The organism is bacterium, from assembly GCA_030654305.1.
GTDB lineage: Bacteria > Krumholzibacteriota > Krumholzibacteriia > LZORAL124-64-63 > LZORAL124-64-63 > PNOJ01.
Genome location: JAURXS010000426.1, coordinates 1 through 16248 on the forward strand (window position 1 = coordinate 1; position 16248 = coordinate 16248).

Sequence of the window (16248 nt, forward strand, 5' to 3'; positions counted from 1 at the left end):
CGGCTCCGGGCCGTGAGTCGGTCTGCTCGGGGCGGCCGGCGGCCGCCTTGTCGCCGCCCGCCGCGGCGCGGGTCGGATCCCGGCGTTCCCCCCGGGCGCCTGACGCCTGGGGATTCCGGTCCGCGCTCTCCCCCGCGCGACTGCTGCCGCCGGACCGGGCCTCGTGGGCCGGCGCCGTCCGCCGGTCCTGGGCGGCGAGCGTCGACGCGAAGGGCGAGCCTTCGGACCCGTCGCGGCGCTCGTCGCGCCGGGAGCGGGCCGCCGGCGCGTCCGCGCGGAAGGTGGCCGGCAGGATCGAGGTCACGAGTTGCCTCCCGTGGGGCTCATGCGCGCGCTGATCTCGGCGGCGAGGGCCGGGGTCATGAAGGCGAGGATGCGGGCGGCCTGGCGGTCCTTCAGCCGGCTCATGATCTCCAGGACGATATCCATGTCGAGGCTGGCGAGGATGGGGGCCGCGCTCGCCGGCTTCATGGCCTCGTAGACCTTCGCCAGCTTCGCGATCTCCACGTCGTGGGAGGCGTCGAGGGCGCCCTGCGCCGCGCGGATCTCCGTGGCCAGGGCCTGCAGCCGGAGCTGGGCGTCGTCGAACGCCTTCTGCTCCACATCGAAAGCGGCGCTGCGCAGGACCAGTTCCTCGCGCTGCCGCTGCAGGGCGTCGCGCTCGAGCGCCAGGCGGCCGAGGGTCTCGTCGAGCTCGTCGTCGCGTCCGCCGGTCACCGGGGCGAGCAGCTCGCCGAGCCGACCCTTGACGACGTTCTCGAGCATGCCGCTGGTCATGATGATCGTGCCGAACAGCACCAGGAACGTCAGCGTCGAGACGATCAGGATGGTCTTCATGGCTCCGTCCCGTACCTGAGTGTGGCCACTTCATCCATGCGCTTGCGGTCCTCGCGGCGGTCCTGCTCCTGCCAGGCGGCCAGTTGCCGCTCCCGCAGCTGCTCGAGCACCTTCTTGTCGCGCTGCGCCGCCAGCAGGATCTGCCGCTGCTGTTCCGCCTCGGCGCGGATGCGCCGGATCCGTTCGGCGTTGCGCCGGACCTGGCGCCGCCGCTCTCCGGTGTAATCGTTGAGGCGCTGCATGCGGACCAGGTCGAACCCGCGGGCGCTTTCCCGGCCGGCCGCCACCTTGCACTCCGTTTCGATCCGCGTGTTCTCGCGCTCGAGCAGGAGGGCCGCGGACAGGATCCCTTGCAGCTTCCGTGCCTCGCGGTCGACGATCCGCTCGCGGTGGCGGAGGACCTTCTCGAGCCTGAAGCGGAACATTGATTACGCCCCGTTAGTCAATGCCATCAAAGACGATACCGTATCGCTCCACGAGGAGCTCTCGGCGACCTCCTGGCAGAGGAACCGCCGCACGGGCTCGCGCTTGGCCAGGGCCGTATCGACCAGGGGATCGGAACCGGCCACGTACGCGCCGATGTTGATCAGGTCGCGGTTGTCCTCGAGCGCCTTGAGCCAGCGCATGAGTTTCGTGCCGGCGGCGCGCACCTCCGGCGCGACGACCTCGTTGCGCAGGCGCGAGATGCTGCCGAGCACGTCGACGGCCGGGTAGTGCCCTTCTCGCGCCAGGTCGCGGCTGAGCATGATGTGGCCGTCGAGGATGGAGCGGACGGCGTCGCCGATCGGGTCGTGGATGTCGTCGCCCTCGATCAGCACCGTGAAGAAGGCCGTGATGGCGGCCTCGGCGGAGCAGCCCGTCCGCTCGCACAGCTTCGGCAGCATGGCGTAGACCGACGGGGTGTAGCCCTTGGTCGTGGGCGGCTCGCCGGCGGCCAGGCCGATCTCGCGCAGCGCCATGGCGTAGCGGGTGACCGAATCCATCAGGAACAGGACGTTGCGCCCCTTGTCGCGGAAGGCCTCGGCGATGGTGAGGGCCGTCTCGGCGCCCTTGATGCGCAGCACCGCGTTCTCGTCGGAGGTGACCACCACGACCACGCTGCGGGCGAGGCCGTCGGGTCCGAGGTCCCGCTCCAGGAACTCGCGGACCTCGCGGCCCCGCTCCCCGATCAGGGCGCAGACGATCACGTCGGCCTCGGCGTTGCGGGCCAGCATGCCCAGCAGGACGCTCTTGCCCACGCCGCTGCCCGCGAAGATCCCCAGCCGCTGTCCCTTGGCCATCGTGACCAGGCCGTCGATCGAGCGCACCCCGGTGGTCATGGGCTCGGTGATGCGCATCCGCGTCAGGGCCCGCGGCGGGTCGGCGCGCACCGTCCGCTCGCGCAGGTGGGCCAGGGCCGGCCCGCCGTCGATGGGCGTGCCGAGCCCGTCCAGGATGCGCCCGAGCAGGCGCTCGTCGGCGGGCACGGTCAGCGCGTTGGCGACGACCACGGCCTTCTGGCCGGGCGCGACGCCGTCCATGGTGCGGTAGGGCATGGCGACGGCGCAGCCGTCGCGGAAGCCCACGACCTCGGCCAGGACGGGCACGGCCGCGCGGCCGACGTCGATGCTGCACACGGTGCCCACGGCGGCGGTCAGGCCGAGGATCTCGACCGACAGGCCCTTGATGCCCGAGACGGTGCCGTTGCCGCGCACCGAATCGGTGCGACGCACCTTCTTGATGGTCTCGGCCCAGGGCAGGCTCACGTCTCGTCCCCCGGGTTCTCCTCGGGCGGCTCCAGCATGCTCTCGCGGACGACCTCCGCCAGGCGCTCGAAGCGGCCGCCCAGCGTGTAGTCCCACTCGCGGCCGCCCGCGGTGATCACGCAGCCGCCGCGCTCGATGCGGCGGTCGGGATTGACGCTGACGATGTTCAGGTCGCGCAGCGTGTCGGCGTGGTCCTGGAGCGCCGCCACGTCGGCGGGGTTGGCGATGAGGTTGAAGCTGGTGCCCCGCTCGGCGCGGAAGATGATGGTCTCGACGGCCTTCAGCAGGACGTCGCGGTCCAGGACGACGGCCCGGCGCAGGATCTGTTCGGCCATGGCGATGGACAGTTCCACGGCGTTGCGGGCGACGTCGTGCATCTCGTCCGCGACGCGGGCCTGCACCTCGGCGGCCAGGCTGCGGATCGTCCCGTCGATCCCCCGGCGCCACTCCTCGTTCTCGAGGCGCAGCTGCCGGGAGACGTCGCCCCGCACCTCGGTCTCCACGAGCTTGAACAGGGTCTCGCGCTCCTGGGCGTCGAGACGGTGCAGGAAGCCGCCGAGCCCGTCGGCCGGGAAGTCCTCGACGAAGCTGAGGCCGCGCTCCGCCTGGAGATGCTCGTCGCCGGCCGCCGGCGCCTCCAGCACCGCCACGGCCCGGGAGGCCTCGGCGATGAGGTCGTCAGGAGACCATGGTCGCACTGCCGCCGCCCTTTCCGAGCGTGATGACGCCCTCGTCCATCAGGCGGCGCACGACGGCCACCATCTTCGACTGGGCCTCCTCGACGTCGGCCAGCGGGACGGCGCCCATGTACTCCTTGTCCTCCTTGATGCTCACGGTCGCGCGCTTGGACATGTTGCGGAAGATCTTCTCCTGGATGTTCTGCGGGGTCCCCTTCAGCGCCAGCGCCAGGTCCTTGCCCGGCACCTCCTTGAGCACGTCCTGGATGTAGCGGTCGTCCAGGTTGATCAGGTCCTCGAAGACGAACATCAGGTTCTTGATCTCGTTGGCGCACTCGTCGTCGATCTCGCGCATGTCGTCGATGATCTCGAGCCAGCTCTCCTGGTCGATCTCGTTCAGCAGCGCGGCCACCTGCTTGCGGCCGCCGAACTTCTTGGTGTCGCTGGAGTACTCGCCCTGCACGGCGGCGCTGACGATGTTCTCCACCACGCGCAGGGCCTCGCGGCTGGGCTTGTCCAGGATCGCCATGCGGTGGGCGATGCTGCCCTGCACGGACGGCGGCATCAGCTTCATGATCGGCCCGCTGAAGCGGGGGTCCACGTGGGACAGGACCAGGGCGATGGTCTGCGCGTTCTCGTTCTTGAGGTAGTTCATGACGGTCAGCGCGTCGACCTTCTTGAGGTTGTCGAAGCCGGCCAGCTCGCTGTAGCCGGTGGCGCGGTTCATGACCGAGTCGGCGGAGCGCTTGCCGAGGGCTTCCTCCAGGATCTCCAGGGCCGAGTTCTCGCCGCCGAACTCCACGCCCGCGGACTTGCGCCGCAGATCGACGAAATTCTCGATCGCCTGCGCCTTGTCCGCGGCGTCGACCATCTTGACCTCGGAGATCTCGGCCGTGATGCGGTCGATCATCTCCTCGGGCAGGCGCTTCATGATCTGGCCCGCCACCTTGGGGCCCAGTGAGATCATGAGGATCGCGATCTCGCGCATCGTGGTCACGTCGGTACCTTCCTAGCCGCGCGGGGACGCCGTGGCGCCCTCGGCTTCGTGGACCCAGGCCTGGACGAGGTCGGCGATCTCCTGCGGGCTCGCGCCCGCGTAGTCGCGGATCTCCTTCAGCTTGTTCTCGGTGCTGGTCACGCTCTCGTCGGTGTCGAGCAGGTCCGACTTCGTCTCGGCGAACTCCTCGCGGGTCACGCCCTGCGGGATCAGCTGCTGGCCCATCATGTCGCCGAGCGCCTTCTTCAGCCGCAGCGCCGTGAACAGGGCCAGGCCGAAGAGCAGGACCTTGCCTATCACCTGCGGCAGGGAGCCCGGCAGCGGCAGGCCGCCCAAGCCGCCCTTCTCCGCCTCCTCCTCTTCCGGCGCCCGGAACTGCATGTTGACGACCTCGATGCGGTCGCCCCGCTCCGCGCTCAGGCCCACCGCGGAGGTCACCACGCGCTGGATCTGCTGCAGCTCCTCGTCGCTCAGCGGCGTGTAGACGGGGGGCGCGTCGCCCTCCGCCTCCCCGTAGCGGCCGTCGACGAAGACGGCCACCGTCATGGACTTCACGTCGCCGACCTCGCCGACGACGGTTTCCACGACCTCGTTGATCTCGTAGTTGGTGACCGAAGTCTCGTTGTTGCCGTCCTGCGCGCCGCTGGCCTCGCTGCGCTCCTCGCTGCGCACGACGGTCTTCTCGGGGTCGAAGCTGTGGCGCTGCTGCTCGAGGCGGTCGAAGTCCAGCGTGGCGTCGACCCGGACGATCGAGCGGCCCGGGCCCAGGACGCGCGCCAGCATGGTCTCGGCCTTCTCGGTCAGGTAGGCGTCGACCTCCTTCTTCAGGGCGAGCTGCCCCTCGGACTGGCCGTACCCCTCGCCCTCGTAGCTCTCCGACAGCACGACGCCGTACTGGTCGAGCACCGCGACGTTCGGCAGTTCGAGCCCCTCGACGCTGCCGGAGACCAGGCTCTGGATGCCGCGGATCTGGTTGGGGGACAGCACGCTGCTCTGGCCGAGGGTGAGCACGACCGAAGCCGTGGCCGGCGCCTGCATCTTCTTGAAGATCGAGGGCTTCGGCATCACCAGGTGGACGCGGGCGGCGCGGATCCCCTGGATCGACTCGATGGTCTGGGTCAGCTCGCCCTCGAGCGCCCGCTTGTAGTTGACGTTCTGCAGGAACTCGGTCATGCCGTACTGCTTGCCGTCGAAGATGCCCCAGCCGACGGTGCCGCTCGAGGGGATCCCCTTGGCGGACAGGTCGACCCGCAGCTTGTGCACCATGCCCTCGGGCACCAGGATGGTCGTGCCGCCGTCCGTGAGCTCGGATTCGACGTTCTTCTTGTCCAGTTCGGAGATGGCCAGCGACGCGTCCTCGGGCGAGAGGTTGGTGAACAGGACGGTCTTCTCCTCGCTCTTGAGCCACGTCCCGAACATGCCCACGCTCAGGACCCCGGCGGCGACGATCGCCAGCATCAGGATCTTCTGGTTGAACGTGAAGCGGTCCGTGAAGACCTTCAAGGAGTCCAGCAGTTGCCTCATGACGCGTCCTCAGCTCCTCCGTGAGCGCCGCCGCGGCGCGGTGTCGTCGATCCGATCACATCTGCATCTGCATGACCTGCTGGTAGCTCTCCAGCAGGCGGTTGCGGACCTCGAGCATCAGCTCGAAGGCCAGCTGGGCTTCCTCCGCCGCGACCATGACGTCGTGGACCTCGCCCACCTGGCCGGTGACGGCTCCCTCGACCATGTCGTTGCGGTGCGTCTGGGCGCGGTCCACCGACTGGACCGCGGTCTTCAGGGCGTCGGCGAAGCTGGCGCCGCCGGTCGCCGGCGGGGCCGCCGCCGCGCCGCCGTAGGCCAGCCGCGGGTCGATCGTTCCCGGCATCCTCACGCTGGTGATGGCCACATCGTTCCCCCCGGTCAGATGTCCAGAGCCTTGCCGAACATGTCCTTGGCCGTCTGCACCGCCGAGACGTTCGCCTCGTAGGCCCGGCTCGCCGTGATCATGTCCACCATCTCGGTGATGACGTTGACGTTGGGCATCAGCACGTAGCCGTCCTGGTCCGCGTCCGGATGCCCGGGGTCGTAGACGACCTTGAATTCAGAGGCGTCGGGCGAGACCTCGACGCCGGTCTCCACCCCGCGCGGCATCAGCCCGCCGCCGGCGGCGTCGGCGCCGGCGAGGTGGGCGCGGTGGGTGCGGGACAGGCCGCCGGTCGCGCGCAGTTCGGGGGACGGCAGGGCCCGCTCGCCGAGACGCTCGGCCAGGGTCTGTTCGAAAACGACGCGCTCGCGCCGGTAGGGCGTGCCGTCGGCGGTCCGCGTGGTCTCGGCGTTGGCAAGATTCTTGGCGACCGTGTCCATTTTCGTGCGCATGCCGGACAAGCCGGTGCCGCTGATGTGGATGGATCGGAACAGTCCGTCGCTCACGTCACCCTCCCCTCGCGCTAGCGGACGCGGCCGCCGATGGCCTCGCGCAGCTGCGTGTACCTCATGCTCAGGACCCGGGTCGCCAGGCGGTAGGACAGGTCGGTCGTCGCCAGACGGGTCATCTCCCGGTCCACGTCCACGTCGTTGATGCCGTTGTCGTAGCCGTCTTCCTGCACGGCGACTTCCCCTTCGGTGTCCTCCAGGCTGCGCCGGCCCACGGGCAGGTGCGCTTCGTGGGTCCGGGTCCCGCCCAGGCTGCGGCCCTCCGCCTTGCGCAGCAGGTCCTCGAAACGGTATTCCTGGGCCCGGTAGCCCTGGGTCTCCACGTTGGCGATGTTCTCCGAGACCACCCGCTGGCGGCGCGAGTAGACGGTCAGCGCCTTCTTGAGGTCGCCGAGATGGGCCCGGTCGAAGATCGTGGTCGCCATCATGGTGGTGCCTGCCGCCTCCTGCATCTGGGGATCCCGGCCCCGCCGGGTCCGCAGGCCCTATCAAGTTCCGTTCCCGGTCGCCGTCAGGCGGCGCCGCGGGCCAGTTCGAGGAACAGCCGATCGTTCTCCGCTTCGACCAGGAGGATCTCCTCGATGAGCCCGCCCAGCTCTTGGAGCAGCCCCTGCAGGTCGGCGGCCGCCGGCAGGCCCCCGTGGCGACGCCGGTCCTGCCAGCTGCGCCGGGGCGCGGCCAGGAGCCGCTCCAGCCGCGCGACCTCGTCGAGACGGTCACGCTTGGCGGTCAGGACCCGGCGCACGGCGGCGAGGCTCTCGCCGCGGCGGATCATCACCGTCTGCTCGCGCGAGAGCCGCAGGACCTCGACGTAGAGCTCCCGTTCCCGGGCGTAGACCTGCAGCAGCACGGGCACGGGCGATTCCCGGCCCACCGCGCCGTCAGGGACGGCTGTCGAGTGCGTCGTCATGACGGACGACCCCCTTCCCCACGCCGACGAGTTGTTCGGCGCTGCCGGCGAGCGCCACGGCCCGCAGCTGCCAGGCCGCGACGGGGGCCGCCCCGGCGCTGCGCCGATAGAGTGCCGCCGCCCCCGCGTAGTCGCCGTCGCGCAGGGCGAAGTTGGCGAGCTGGTAGCTGGCCCAGAGCGGCGCCTCGCCGGTCGGCTGGACGGCCAGCATGCCGTAGAGGATCGCCGCGGCGCCGCCGCGGTCGGCCATGTAGAGCCCGTCCGGCAACGCGCGCACCACCCAGATCCGCTGCCAGCCCGCCAGCCCCGCCGCGGACTGCGCGCCCGAGACCAGCCGCAGCAGCAGCGGCACGGTCTCGGCGCGCCGGCCCTCAGCCACCAGGCAATAGGACTGCCAGAACAGCAATTCGGGGGTGAGCCGCTCGGGCTGAGCGGCCGCCTGGGCGAGCAGACGCCGCAGGTTCGGGCGGTCGTTGCGGGCCAGGTAGTGGCGGTAGGCGACGACGGCCGCGCCCTCGTTGTCGGCGAGGTCCCCGGCCGCCAGCAGGTCGCGGCAGCGCTCGTCGATGCGCAGGGAGTCGCCCGACAGCACGGCCGTGGCGAACATCTCGTGGGCGAGCTGACCGGTGGGCAGCGGCAAGCCGGCGGCCTGCTGGGCGATGGCGTACCAGCGCAGGGCCAGTTCGTACTGGCCGACGTCGCGGTAGTCGCGCGCCGCCGCCAGGGCGGACGCTTCCGTCTTGAAGCTCGAGGCGTCCCAGGCGTCGGTCAGGGCGTGCTCGCGCGCGCGCAACTCGCGGGTCAGGGAGGCCAGCCGCTCGGGGCTGCCCTGGACCAGGGCGTCGCGCGGCGACAGCCCCAGCGGGTACAGCCGGGAGGGAACGCTGTCCGCCGCCGCGACGGCCAGGTCCTGGACCCAGCAGCCGTAGCCCAGGACCGCCAGGGGGGTCAGCTCGTCGTCGGCCCGGGCCGGCCCGGGCGGCAGCACGGACATGAAGGCGATCCACACCAGGGGTCCGGCCCACGCCAGGGGACCGACGATCCGGCAGGGAATTGGGCGGCGACGCATGATTTCCGTGCTCCTGGAAGGGGTACCACGCCTTTCCCCCCACCGGTCGCAAGGGTCATGCCCTAGATTCCGCCCGCGAATTGTCGTCTCTGCCCTCGATGAGATGTGACCCGGGCCGCACATCCTGCCGAGACAGGGGTGTCCAGGAGGCCCTGGAGCCAGGATGGCGGAAGGGCCGGATGGCCAAGCGCTCCGGGCACACGAAGTGCCCGGAGCGCGTCCCCTGTCTCGGCTGGATGTGCGAACCCGAGCCTAAGTCTCAGCCTCGTCGGCGAGGTCGTCCTGCAGAGCCCCGTACTGCTTCAGCTTCTCCCGCAGCGTCTGCCGCGAGATGCCGAGGATCCGCGCGGCCTGCGACTTGTTGTTGCCGGTCTTCTCGAGCGTGTAGAGGATCTGCCGCTGTTCGACCTCCGACAGGGTGACCAGGCCCGCGTCGGGACCGCAGGTCGCCTCGGCGACGGTGCGCGGGTCGCGGCCGTCGGTGACGTGGGTGGGGAAGTGCTCCGCCCGCAGCTCCGCGGGCTCCTCGAGGATCATGATCCGCTTGAGCACGTTGCGCATCTCGCGCACGTTGCCGGGCCACGGGTACCGCTGCAGCACCGTCACCAGCGCCGCGTCGGGCGGGGCGGTGGCGAGGCCGAGGCTGGCGTTGAACTCGCGGACGAAGTGCCCCAACAGCACCCCGACGTCGTCGGGGCGCTCGCGCAGGGGCGGGATGTCGACCTCGACCACCTGCAGGCGGTAGTAGAGGTCGTTGCGGAAGGCGCCCTCGCGGATGGCCGCCTCGAGGTCGCGGTTGGTGGCGGCCACCACGCGGGCGTGGACCTGCTGCTCGTCCTTGCCGCCCACGCGGCGGAAGGTCCGGTTCTCGATGACGCGCAGCAGGCGGCTCTGCAGCAGGAAGCCCATCTCGCCGATCTCGTCCAGGAAGATGGTGCCGCCGGCGGCCAGCTCGAACAGGCCCTCCTTGCGCGCCTTGGCGTCGGTGAAGGCGCCCTTCTCGTGGCCCATCAGCTCGCTCTCGAGCAGGGTCTCGGGCACGGCCGCGCAGTTGATCTCCATGAAGGGCTCGCGCGCGTTGTCGCTGGTCTCGTGGATGGCGCGGGCGACGATCTCCTTGCCGCTGCCCGATTCGCCGCGGATCAGGATCGAGGTGTCGTTGCCGGCGCGGCTCTGGCCGACCTTCTCGAGCAGGTCGGCGATGCGCCGCAGGCCGGGGCAGGCGCGGATCAGGTCCATGTAGTAGGTGCTGCCCACGTGGACGGCCGCGGCGCGGCGCGGGCGGGAGGCCGGCGCGTCGCCGGACGGCTCGGGCGCCGCCTGGACGCGGGTCGCCTTCAGGGCCGCCGCGACCTGCTTGCGCATGACGCTCAGCTTGAACGGCTTCTGGATGAAGTCGTAAGCCCCCAGGCGCATGCACTCCACCGCCGTGTCGACGTCGCCGTAGGCCGTCATCATCAGGACCGGCGTGGCGCGGCCCGTGTTGCGCAGCGCCTTCAGCAGCTCGAGGCCGGACACGTTGGGCATCTTGAGGTCGGTGACCACCAGGTCGAAACCGCCGCCGTGCAGGCGCGCCAGGGCCTCCTCCCCCGTCTCGGCCGTCTCGGTCGCGAAGCCGTCGGCGGCCAGAGCCTCGGCCACGGACATGCGGATGGCGGCCTCGTCGTCCACGATCAGGATCCTGTGGCTCATGTCGACTCCTGTTCTCGGGCGTGGGCGCCGGCGTCGGCCGGCAGGAGGATCTCGAACACGGTGTCGCCGCCCTCGCGGCGGGCCCCGATCGCGCCGTGGTGGGCGGCGACGATCTTGCGGCAGAGCGAGAGGCCGAGGCCGGTCCCGGCGCTCTTGGTCGTGAAGAAGGGGCGGAACAGCTTGTCGTGGTCGGCCGGCGCGAAGCCCGCCCCGCGGTCGCGCACCGCCAGCCGGCAGGCCGGCGCGACCCGCGAGCCGCCGGTGTCCGGGTCCGCCAGCTCGCGCGGCGCGACGGCCGCGAGCTCGACCACGACCTCGCTGCCCGCGGGCGCCGCGTCCAGGGCGTTGAGCAGCAGGTTCAGGAGCACCTGGGTGAGCTGGGCCCCGTCGGCCGGCAGGACGACCGCCCCGGCGGGCAGCGCGGCCGACAGGACGACACCCGCCTGGCGGGCCCGGGCGCCGGCGAGTTCCAGGCAGTCGCGCACCAGGGGCACGAGGTCGACGGCCGCCAGGTCGGGCTCGTAGGGCCGCACGAAGTTCAGCATGCGCGTGATGGTGGCGTTGATGCGGTCCACTTCGCCGGTGATCACGTCGAGGTAGCGGCGGCGGCGGTCGTCGGCGCCGAGGCTGTCGGCCAGCAGCTCCGCCTGGGCGCTCAGGCCCATGAGCGGGTTGCGGATCTCGTGCGCCAGGGTCGCGGACATCTCGACCAGGCCCTGCAGCGACTCGGCGCGGCGCGTCGCGGCCGCCAGGCGCCGGGCCGGGCGCAGGTCCTCGAGCACGACCACCAGCCAGTTCTCGCCGGGGGTGCGCCCGCGCATGGCGCTGGACTGGACCAGCACGGGCAGGGACTCGTCGCCGGCGCGCAGCAGGCAGCCTTCGCCGCGGAACGGTTCGCCGTCGCCGCCGGCGAGGCGGGACAGCACCGTCCCCTCCCCTGGATCCAGGCGCAGCCGGGCGTCGAGGCAGAGCTCCGGCAGGTCATCGAGCCGGAAGGCGTCGCGGCGGAAGAAGCTCGCCGTCGGACGCTCGGCGCCGGCGGCGCGGCCGCGGCCGATCCCGTAGTCGGGTTCCGCCACGATGCGCGCCGCCTCGGGCACGCCGGTCAGGAACTCGCGGGCCGTGCGGTTGCAGTACACCGTGGCGCCGGTCTCGTCCAGGACCCAGATGCCGTTCTGGACCGTCTCGAGCACCCGGGAATTGAAGGCGCCCAGTTCGCGCATGCGGTCGAGGATCTGGGCCGACGCCACCTCTTCGGACAGGATCACCTGCACCGTGCGCAGGAAGGCCGGCACCGCGGCGGCCTCGCGCTCGCCGGGGTCGTAGCCCAGCAGCAGCAGGTAGCCCAGGCGCCGCCGCATGTGGTCCAGGGGCAGGGCGGTGACCGTCGGGCCCGTGACGCCGGGATCGCCCGACCTCAACACGAGGAGCGACTCGGGATCGCCGTCCTCCTGTTCCCGTTCGAGCCGCTCCAGGACCCGGCCCCAGGCCGGATCGTCCCAACGGTAGGTCTGGCGCGGGGCGAAGGGCGCATCCGGTCCGGGACGCAGCACCAGGGCGGCGCCCTCGGCGCCGATGAAGCCGGCCAGGGTCTTGAGGATGGACTCCAGCGTCCGGTCCCAGTTGCGCGCCGTGCTCAGCTCGCGGCCGAAGCTGTACAGCAGGGTGAGCTGGTTCATGTGGCGGCTGAGATCCTGGTTCGCCTCCTCGAGCCTGGCGTGGGAGTGCGCGAGGTCGAGGCCGGCGCGGGCCAGGTCGTCCTGGAGAAGCCTCTGGTGCTCCTTGAGACGACGGGTGGCCGCGACCTGCTGGTCCGCGAGCAGGCCGGATTCGAGCCGGCGCGCCGCGCGTCCGACGGCGCCGGCGAGCAGGCTTCGCCAGGCGTCGGGCGGCGCGTGGCTGGAGACGGCGTCCTGGAGGCCGGCGCGGAAGCAGGCGGCGAGGACGTCGGCCCGAAGCTCGTCGTAGACCAGGACCAGTTCGCAGTCCGGCAGCGCCCGGTGCAGATCGGCGATCGCGGCCGGATCGGCGCCCTCCGCCGGCGCCGCGGGCGCCAGCAAGACCAGCGCGGTGCGTCGTGGGCCGAGGAGCCGACGCACCGCCGACGGCGTCAGGCCGGGCGTGCAGACCGGGGCGACGGGCAGGTCCGGCCCGTCCCAGACGGCGCGGCCGGCCACGATCAGCAGCAGGGGGGCGTCCGCCGGCGCGGCGTCGGTGCGGGGGCCGGTTCTGTGGGGAGGCACGAGCGTCATGCGACCTGGCCGATCGGGATGATCTCACGCGGGCCGCGAACCGGCCGGGGCAGGCTGCAGCGTAAGATTTCCGACCACTTGCGGCAAGGAAAAATCGACGCCTCGGCGGGAAGCCGGTCGCGGCGGACGCGAGCGGCCGGTCAGTCGAGGAGGCGGGACAGGTCCTGCAGGACGGGCGAGAGCTGTTCCGCCGTGCGCTGGCGGGCTTCGGCCGTGGTGTAGACGCCGGCCTCCAGCCGACGCTTCGCCTCGGCCACGCGATCGGCCCTCACCTCGGGTTCGGCCTCGATCCGGCTCCGGCCTGCCTCCACCAGGGAACGCATGTCGGCCACCTTGTGCGCCGAGGACGAGATTTCCAGCTTCTCGCCGGCCGAGTGCCGGACGTCGCCAGCCTTCGCTTCCGCGAGCTTGCGGGCTTCGGCATCGGCTTCGCCGCGCTGTGTCTGCTGGAAGCGGGCCAGGATGCGCGGGTCGGAAACCAGCGGCCGTTCGATCTTGTTCGCGCCCATCCGAACCCTCCCCGACTTGATGACATTGTCCGCTCGCTCACTTGAGGGTAGCAAACCCGGGACCAGTTGGCGCGTCCCTTTCGCCTTGGCGACCACGCGGTACCTCCTGCTCCCACGACATCGGCTCTATTGTTAGATTCTTTAACATTGAGTGATATTCGATGATCGCTTCGGTTCGAACAGGGGGCGATCCACACTCCAACGTCACGAAAATGGAAAAAGCACCTCAAGTTTTGCGCCGCCGCGACCGATAGCAGTCACAAGTTCGCCACCTAGGTCCCACGCCGTCGGGGTGCCGGAGGAACTACGCAGACGGCACGAACCCCGGCCCCGACCAGGGGCGCCATCAGGCAAGGACGTCTGAACCACTGTACTTTCAAGGAGGAATCGGAACATGCGCATCAACACGAACACGGCCGCGATCAACGCCCAGCGCAACCTGTACAACACCGAGATGAAGCTGAACAAGTCGCTCGAGCGCCTCAGCTCGGGCCTGCGCGTCAACCGTGCCGGCGACGACGCCGCCGGCCTGGCCATCAGCGAGAACCTGAAGTCGGACATCCGCGCCCTGGAGCAGTCCTCGCGCAACGCCGCCGACGGCATCTCGGTGATCCAGACCGCGGAAGGCGCCCTGGACGAGGTCAACGGCATCCTGATCCGCATGCGCGAGCTCGCCCAGCAGGCCGCCAACGAGACCCTGGGCGCCAGCGAGCGCGTGTACCTGAACACGGAATTCCAGGCCCTGTCCGGGGAGATCACCCGCATCTCCGACACGTCCGAGTTCAACGGCATCCAGCTGCTGGACGGGTCGGCCGGCACGCTGGACATCCAGGTCGGTCTCGGCAACGCCGCCGAGGACCGCATCTCGGTCACGTTGGCCACCAACCGCGATGCCACCACCCTGGGCATCAACGCGAGCGTGCTGACCGGCGTCGACAACACCACCGCGTTGGCCTCCATCGCGACGGTCGAGACCGCGATCAACACGGTCAGCGGTGCCCGCGCCGACCTGGGCGCCGCCCAGAACCGGCTCGAGTCGACGATCCGCAGCATCGGCAACGCGGTGGAGAACCTCTCGGCTGCGAACTCCCGCATCCGCGACGTCGACATCGCGGCGGAGACCTCGGCCATGACCTCCGCGCAGATCCTGCAGCAGGCCGGCGTGGCCGTCCTCTCGCAGGCCAACATGACGCCCCAGACGGCGTTGATGCTGCTGCAGGGCTAAGCCTGCGGCAGGGGATCGCCGGCGGGGCTTCGGCCCCGCCGGCGGTGACGCACCAGGGAGGGCGACATGAGCACCATTTCCTTCGGCGGCCTGGCCTCCGGGCTGGACACCGGCAAGATCGTCACGCAGCTGCTCGCGATCCGCCGCCAGCCGATCGACCGCCTCGAAGCCCAGAAGACCAAGTTCAGCGCGACCAAGATCGCCCTGCAGGGCGTGGAGTCCCGCGTGCGCGGCCTCATGGAAGCCGCCGCCGCCCTGGACACCAACAACGAGTTCGCCTCGCTGTCCGCCACCTCCAGCAACGAGGCCCTGCTGACCGCGACCGCGGGCGCCCTGGCCATGCCCGGCGGCTACGACCTCGTGGTCACCGACCGCGCCCAGGCGCAGAAGGAACGCTCGCAGGGCTTCGACGCCGCGAGTTCCAGCGTCGGGACCGGCACCTTCTCCATCACGGTCGGCGGCCAGACCACCGACCTGCTGATCGCCGAAGGCACCAGCGGCCTGGCCGACCTGGCCTCGGCCATCAACAACAGCGACGCCGGCGTGACCGCCACCGTCCTGTTCGACGGCTCCGAGACCGGCGGCTACTACCTCTCGCTCACCGCCGAGGAGACCGGCACCGCCGCGGCCTTCACCATCGACGCCAGCGGCCTGACCGGCGGCACCGCGCCCGTGTTCGGCAACGTGCAGCAGGCGCAGAACGCCGCCTTCACCATCGACGGGCTGCCCGTCACCTCGCAGACCAACACCGTGGCCAACGCGATCCAGGGCGTGACCCTCAACCTGGCCGGCGCCGACGAGGGCTCCACGGTGCACCTGGACATCGCCACCGACGGCGAGGCCATCGAAGCCAAGGTCCAGGCGTTCGTGGACGCGTACAACGACCTGTTCGCCTACATCGACGAGCAGGGCGGCGAGGAAGGCGTCCTGCGCGGCGACAGCACCGTGCGGTCGCTCGTGGCCAAGATCCGCACCGACATCACCTCGCGCCTGAGCGAGGGCCCGATCACGATGCTCTACCAGGTGGGGATCCGGCAGGCCGAAGGCGGGGATCTGTCCTTCGACACGTCGGTCTTCCAGCAGGAACTGGCCGGCGACTTCGCCGCCGTGCGCGACCTCTTCATCAGCAGCACCGGCCACGAGGGGACGGTCGCGAAGCTCGGCGAATCCCTCGACGCCGTCCTGGACTCGGTCGACGGCGTCTTCAAGCTGCGCAGCTCGGCCATCGACGAACGCATGGAGTCGATCGACGACACGATCGCCCGCTACGAACTGAGCGTCGACAGCTACGAGAAGACACTCAACGCCCGGTTCACCGCCATGGAGACCCTGCTGTCCACCCTGCAGGCCCAGAGCGGTTACCTGTCCGCGATCTCGACCAGCAGCAGCAGCTGAGAAAGGCCCAGCTCCATGGTCCACCAGGGAATCCGCCAGTACCAGCAGACGACGATCTGCACCCAGAGCCCCGAGCGGCTGATCGTCATGCTCTACGAAGGAACCTTGCGCTTCCTGGAGAGCGCCCGGACCGCCGCCCGGGACGGCGACCTCCCGGCCATGGGGCGGCACGTGGGCCGCGCCCAGATGATCGTCCTGGAACTGCAGTGCAGCCTCGACCGCGAGGTCGGCGGCAACGTGGCGGCCAATCTGGACTCCCTCTACGGTTTCATCCTGCGGGAACTGACCGCCCTGCGGCTCGACGCCGATGTCCAGCACATCGCGGACATCCGCCGCGTCCTGCTGCCCCTGCTGGCGGCCTGGCGCGCGATCCCCCCCGGCACGGCCGAGGCGTCGCGTCGCCGGCCGGACCGCGCCTTCGCCGGGACGGGCACGGATGTTGCGGGTCAACACACGGGTACGAAGTCGGAGACCACATCCGAGCTTCAATCGGAACTTTGCTTGGCAGTGTGAGATGGATGAAAG

At 70.7% G+C, this 16248-nt stretch carries 18 protein-coding genes; 3 read left to right on the forward strand and 15 right to left on the reverse strand.

Features of this window, described 5'->3' with window-relative positions; genetic code table 11:
• From Q7W29_12420 to Q7W29_12490, 15 genes are all read right to left on the reverse strand, one after another.
• The coding region (locus Q7W29_12420; GenBank protein ID MDO9172622.1) for a hypothetical protein at window positions 1–304 on the reverse strand (304 nt) is incomplete at its 3' end.
• Entirely contained in the window at window positions 301–837 is a 537-nt protein-coding gene (locus tag Q7W29_12425; GenBank protein MDO9172623.1) for a hypothetical protein, read from the reverse strand. The genes Q7W29_12420 and Q7W29_12425, both read right to left, overlap by 4 nt.
• Window positions 834–1262: a flagellar FliJ family protein gene (locus tag Q7W29_12430; GenBank protein MDO9172624.1), complete on the reverse strand. Its 429-nt coding sequence runs from the start codon at window positions 1260–1262 to the stop codon at window positions 834–836. The genes Q7W29_12425 and Q7W29_12430 overlap by 4 nt, the downstream gene beginning before the upstream one ends.
• Window positions 1263–1265: 3 nt before the next feature.
• Window positions 1266–2582: a FliI/YscN family ATPase gene (locus Q7W29_12435; protein ID MDO9172625.1), complete on the reverse strand. Its 1317-nt coding sequence runs from the start codon at window positions 2580–2582 to the stop codon at window positions 1266–1268.
• Complete coding sequence (locus tag Q7W29_12440; protein ID MDO9172626.1) at window positions 2579–3280, reverse strand: FliH/SctL family protein; 702 nt, start codon at window positions 3278–3280, stop codon at window positions 2579–2581. Before Q7W29_12440 ends, Q7W29_12435 begins: the two co-directional genes overlap by 4 nt.
• On the reverse strand, window positions 3261–4247 hold the full coding sequence (fliG, locus tag Q7W29_12445; GenBank protein MDO9172627.1) for a flagellar motor switch protein FliG: 987 nt from the start codon (window positions 4245–4247) through the stop codon (window positions 3261–3263). Before fliG ends, Q7W29_12440 begins: the two co-directional genes overlap by 20 nt.
• Window positions 4248–4268: 21 nt before the next feature.
• Window positions 4269–5780 (reverse strand): flagellar basal-body MS-ring/collar protein FliF, encoded by a 1512-nt coding sequence (gene fliF / locus Q7W29_12450; protein ID MDO9172628.1) that lies wholly within the window; start codon window positions 5778–5780, stop codon window positions 4269–4271.
• Window positions 5781–5835: 55 nt separating this feature from the next.
• Window positions 5836–6123 (reverse strand): flagellar hook-basal body complex protein FliE, encoded by a 288-nt coding sequence (gene fliE, locus Q7W29_12455; GenBank protein MDO9172629.1) that lies wholly within the window; start codon window positions 6121–6123, stop codon window positions 5836–5838.
• Window positions 6124–6158: 35 nt separating this feature from the next.
• The gene (flgC, locus tag Q7W29_12460; GenBank protein MDO9172630.1) at window positions 6159–6668 is read right to left on the reverse strand and encodes a flagellar basal body rod protein FlgC; all 510 of its coding nucleotides are present in this window, start codon (window positions 6666–6668) and stop codon (window positions 6159–6161) included.
• A gap of 17 nt (window positions 6669–6685) precedes the next feature.
• Entirely contained in the window at window positions 6686–7123 is a 438-nt protein-coding gene (flgB, locus tag Q7W29_12465) for a flagellar basal body rod protein FlgB (GenBank protein MDO9172631.1), read from the reverse strand.
• A gap of 59 nt (window positions 7124–7182) precedes the next feature.
• Window positions 7183–7527 carry a hypothetical protein gene (locus Q7W29_12470; GenBank protein ID MDO9172632.1) on the reverse strand — a complete coding sequence of 115 codons (345 nt, stop codon included), beginning with the start codon at window positions 7525–7527 and terminating at the stop codon, window positions 7183–7185.
• Window positions 7528–7552: 25 nt separating this feature from the next.
• Window positions 7553–8650, reverse strand: a complete 1098-nt coding sequence (locus Q7W29_12475; protein ID MDO9172633.1) for a hypothetical protein — start codon at window positions 8648–8650, stop codon at window positions 7553–7555.
• A 252-nt stretch (window positions 8651–8902) separates the two neighbouring features.
• Window positions 8903–10342, reverse strand: coding sequence for a sigma-54 dependent transcriptional regulator (locus Q7W29_12480; protein MDO9172634.1), 1440 nt, complete (start codon window positions 10340–10342; stop codon window positions 8903–8905).
• Window positions 10339–12594 carry an ATP-binding protein gene (locus tag Q7W29_12485; protein ID MDO9172635.1) on the reverse strand — a complete coding sequence of 752 codons (2256 nt, stop codon included), beginning with the start codon at window positions 12592–12594 and terminating at the stop codon, window positions 10339–10341. The genes Q7W29_12480 and Q7W29_12485 overlap by 4 nt, the downstream gene beginning before the upstream one ends.
• 140 nt (window positions 12595–12734) lie before the next feature.
• The gene (locus tag Q7W29_12490; protein ID MDO9172636.1) at window positions 12735–13103 is read right to left on the reverse strand and encodes a flagellar biosynthesis anti-sigma factor FlgM; all 369 of its coding nucleotides are present in this window, start codon (window positions 13101–13103) and stop codon (window positions 12735–12737) included.
• A gap of 394 nt (window positions 13104–13497) precedes the next feature.
• Here Q7W29_12490 and Q7W29_12495 point away from each other — a divergent pair, with 394 nt between their 5' ends.
• The 3 genes from Q7W29_12495 (at window position 13498) to fliS (ending at window position 16236) form a co-directional block, all read left to right on the forward strand.
• Complete coding sequence (locus Q7W29_12495; protein MDO9172637.1) at window positions 13498–14328, forward strand: flagellin; 831 nt, start codon at window positions 13498–13500, stop codon at window positions 14326–14328.
• Window positions 14329–14394: 66 nt separating this feature from the next.
• Window positions 14395–15723, forward strand: a complete 1329-nt coding sequence (fliD, locus tag Q7W29_12500) for a flagellar filament capping protein FliD (GenBank protein MDO9172638.1) — start codon at window positions 14395–14397, stop codon at window positions 15721–15723.
• Between the two features lie 15 nt (window positions 15724–15738).
• Window positions 15739–16236, forward strand: a complete 498-nt coding sequence (gene fliS, locus Q7W29_12505; GenBank protein ID MDO9172639.1) for a flagellar export chaperone FliS — start codon at window positions 15739–15741, stop codon at window positions 16234–16236.
• Window positions 16237–16248 lie beyond the last annotated feature (12 nt).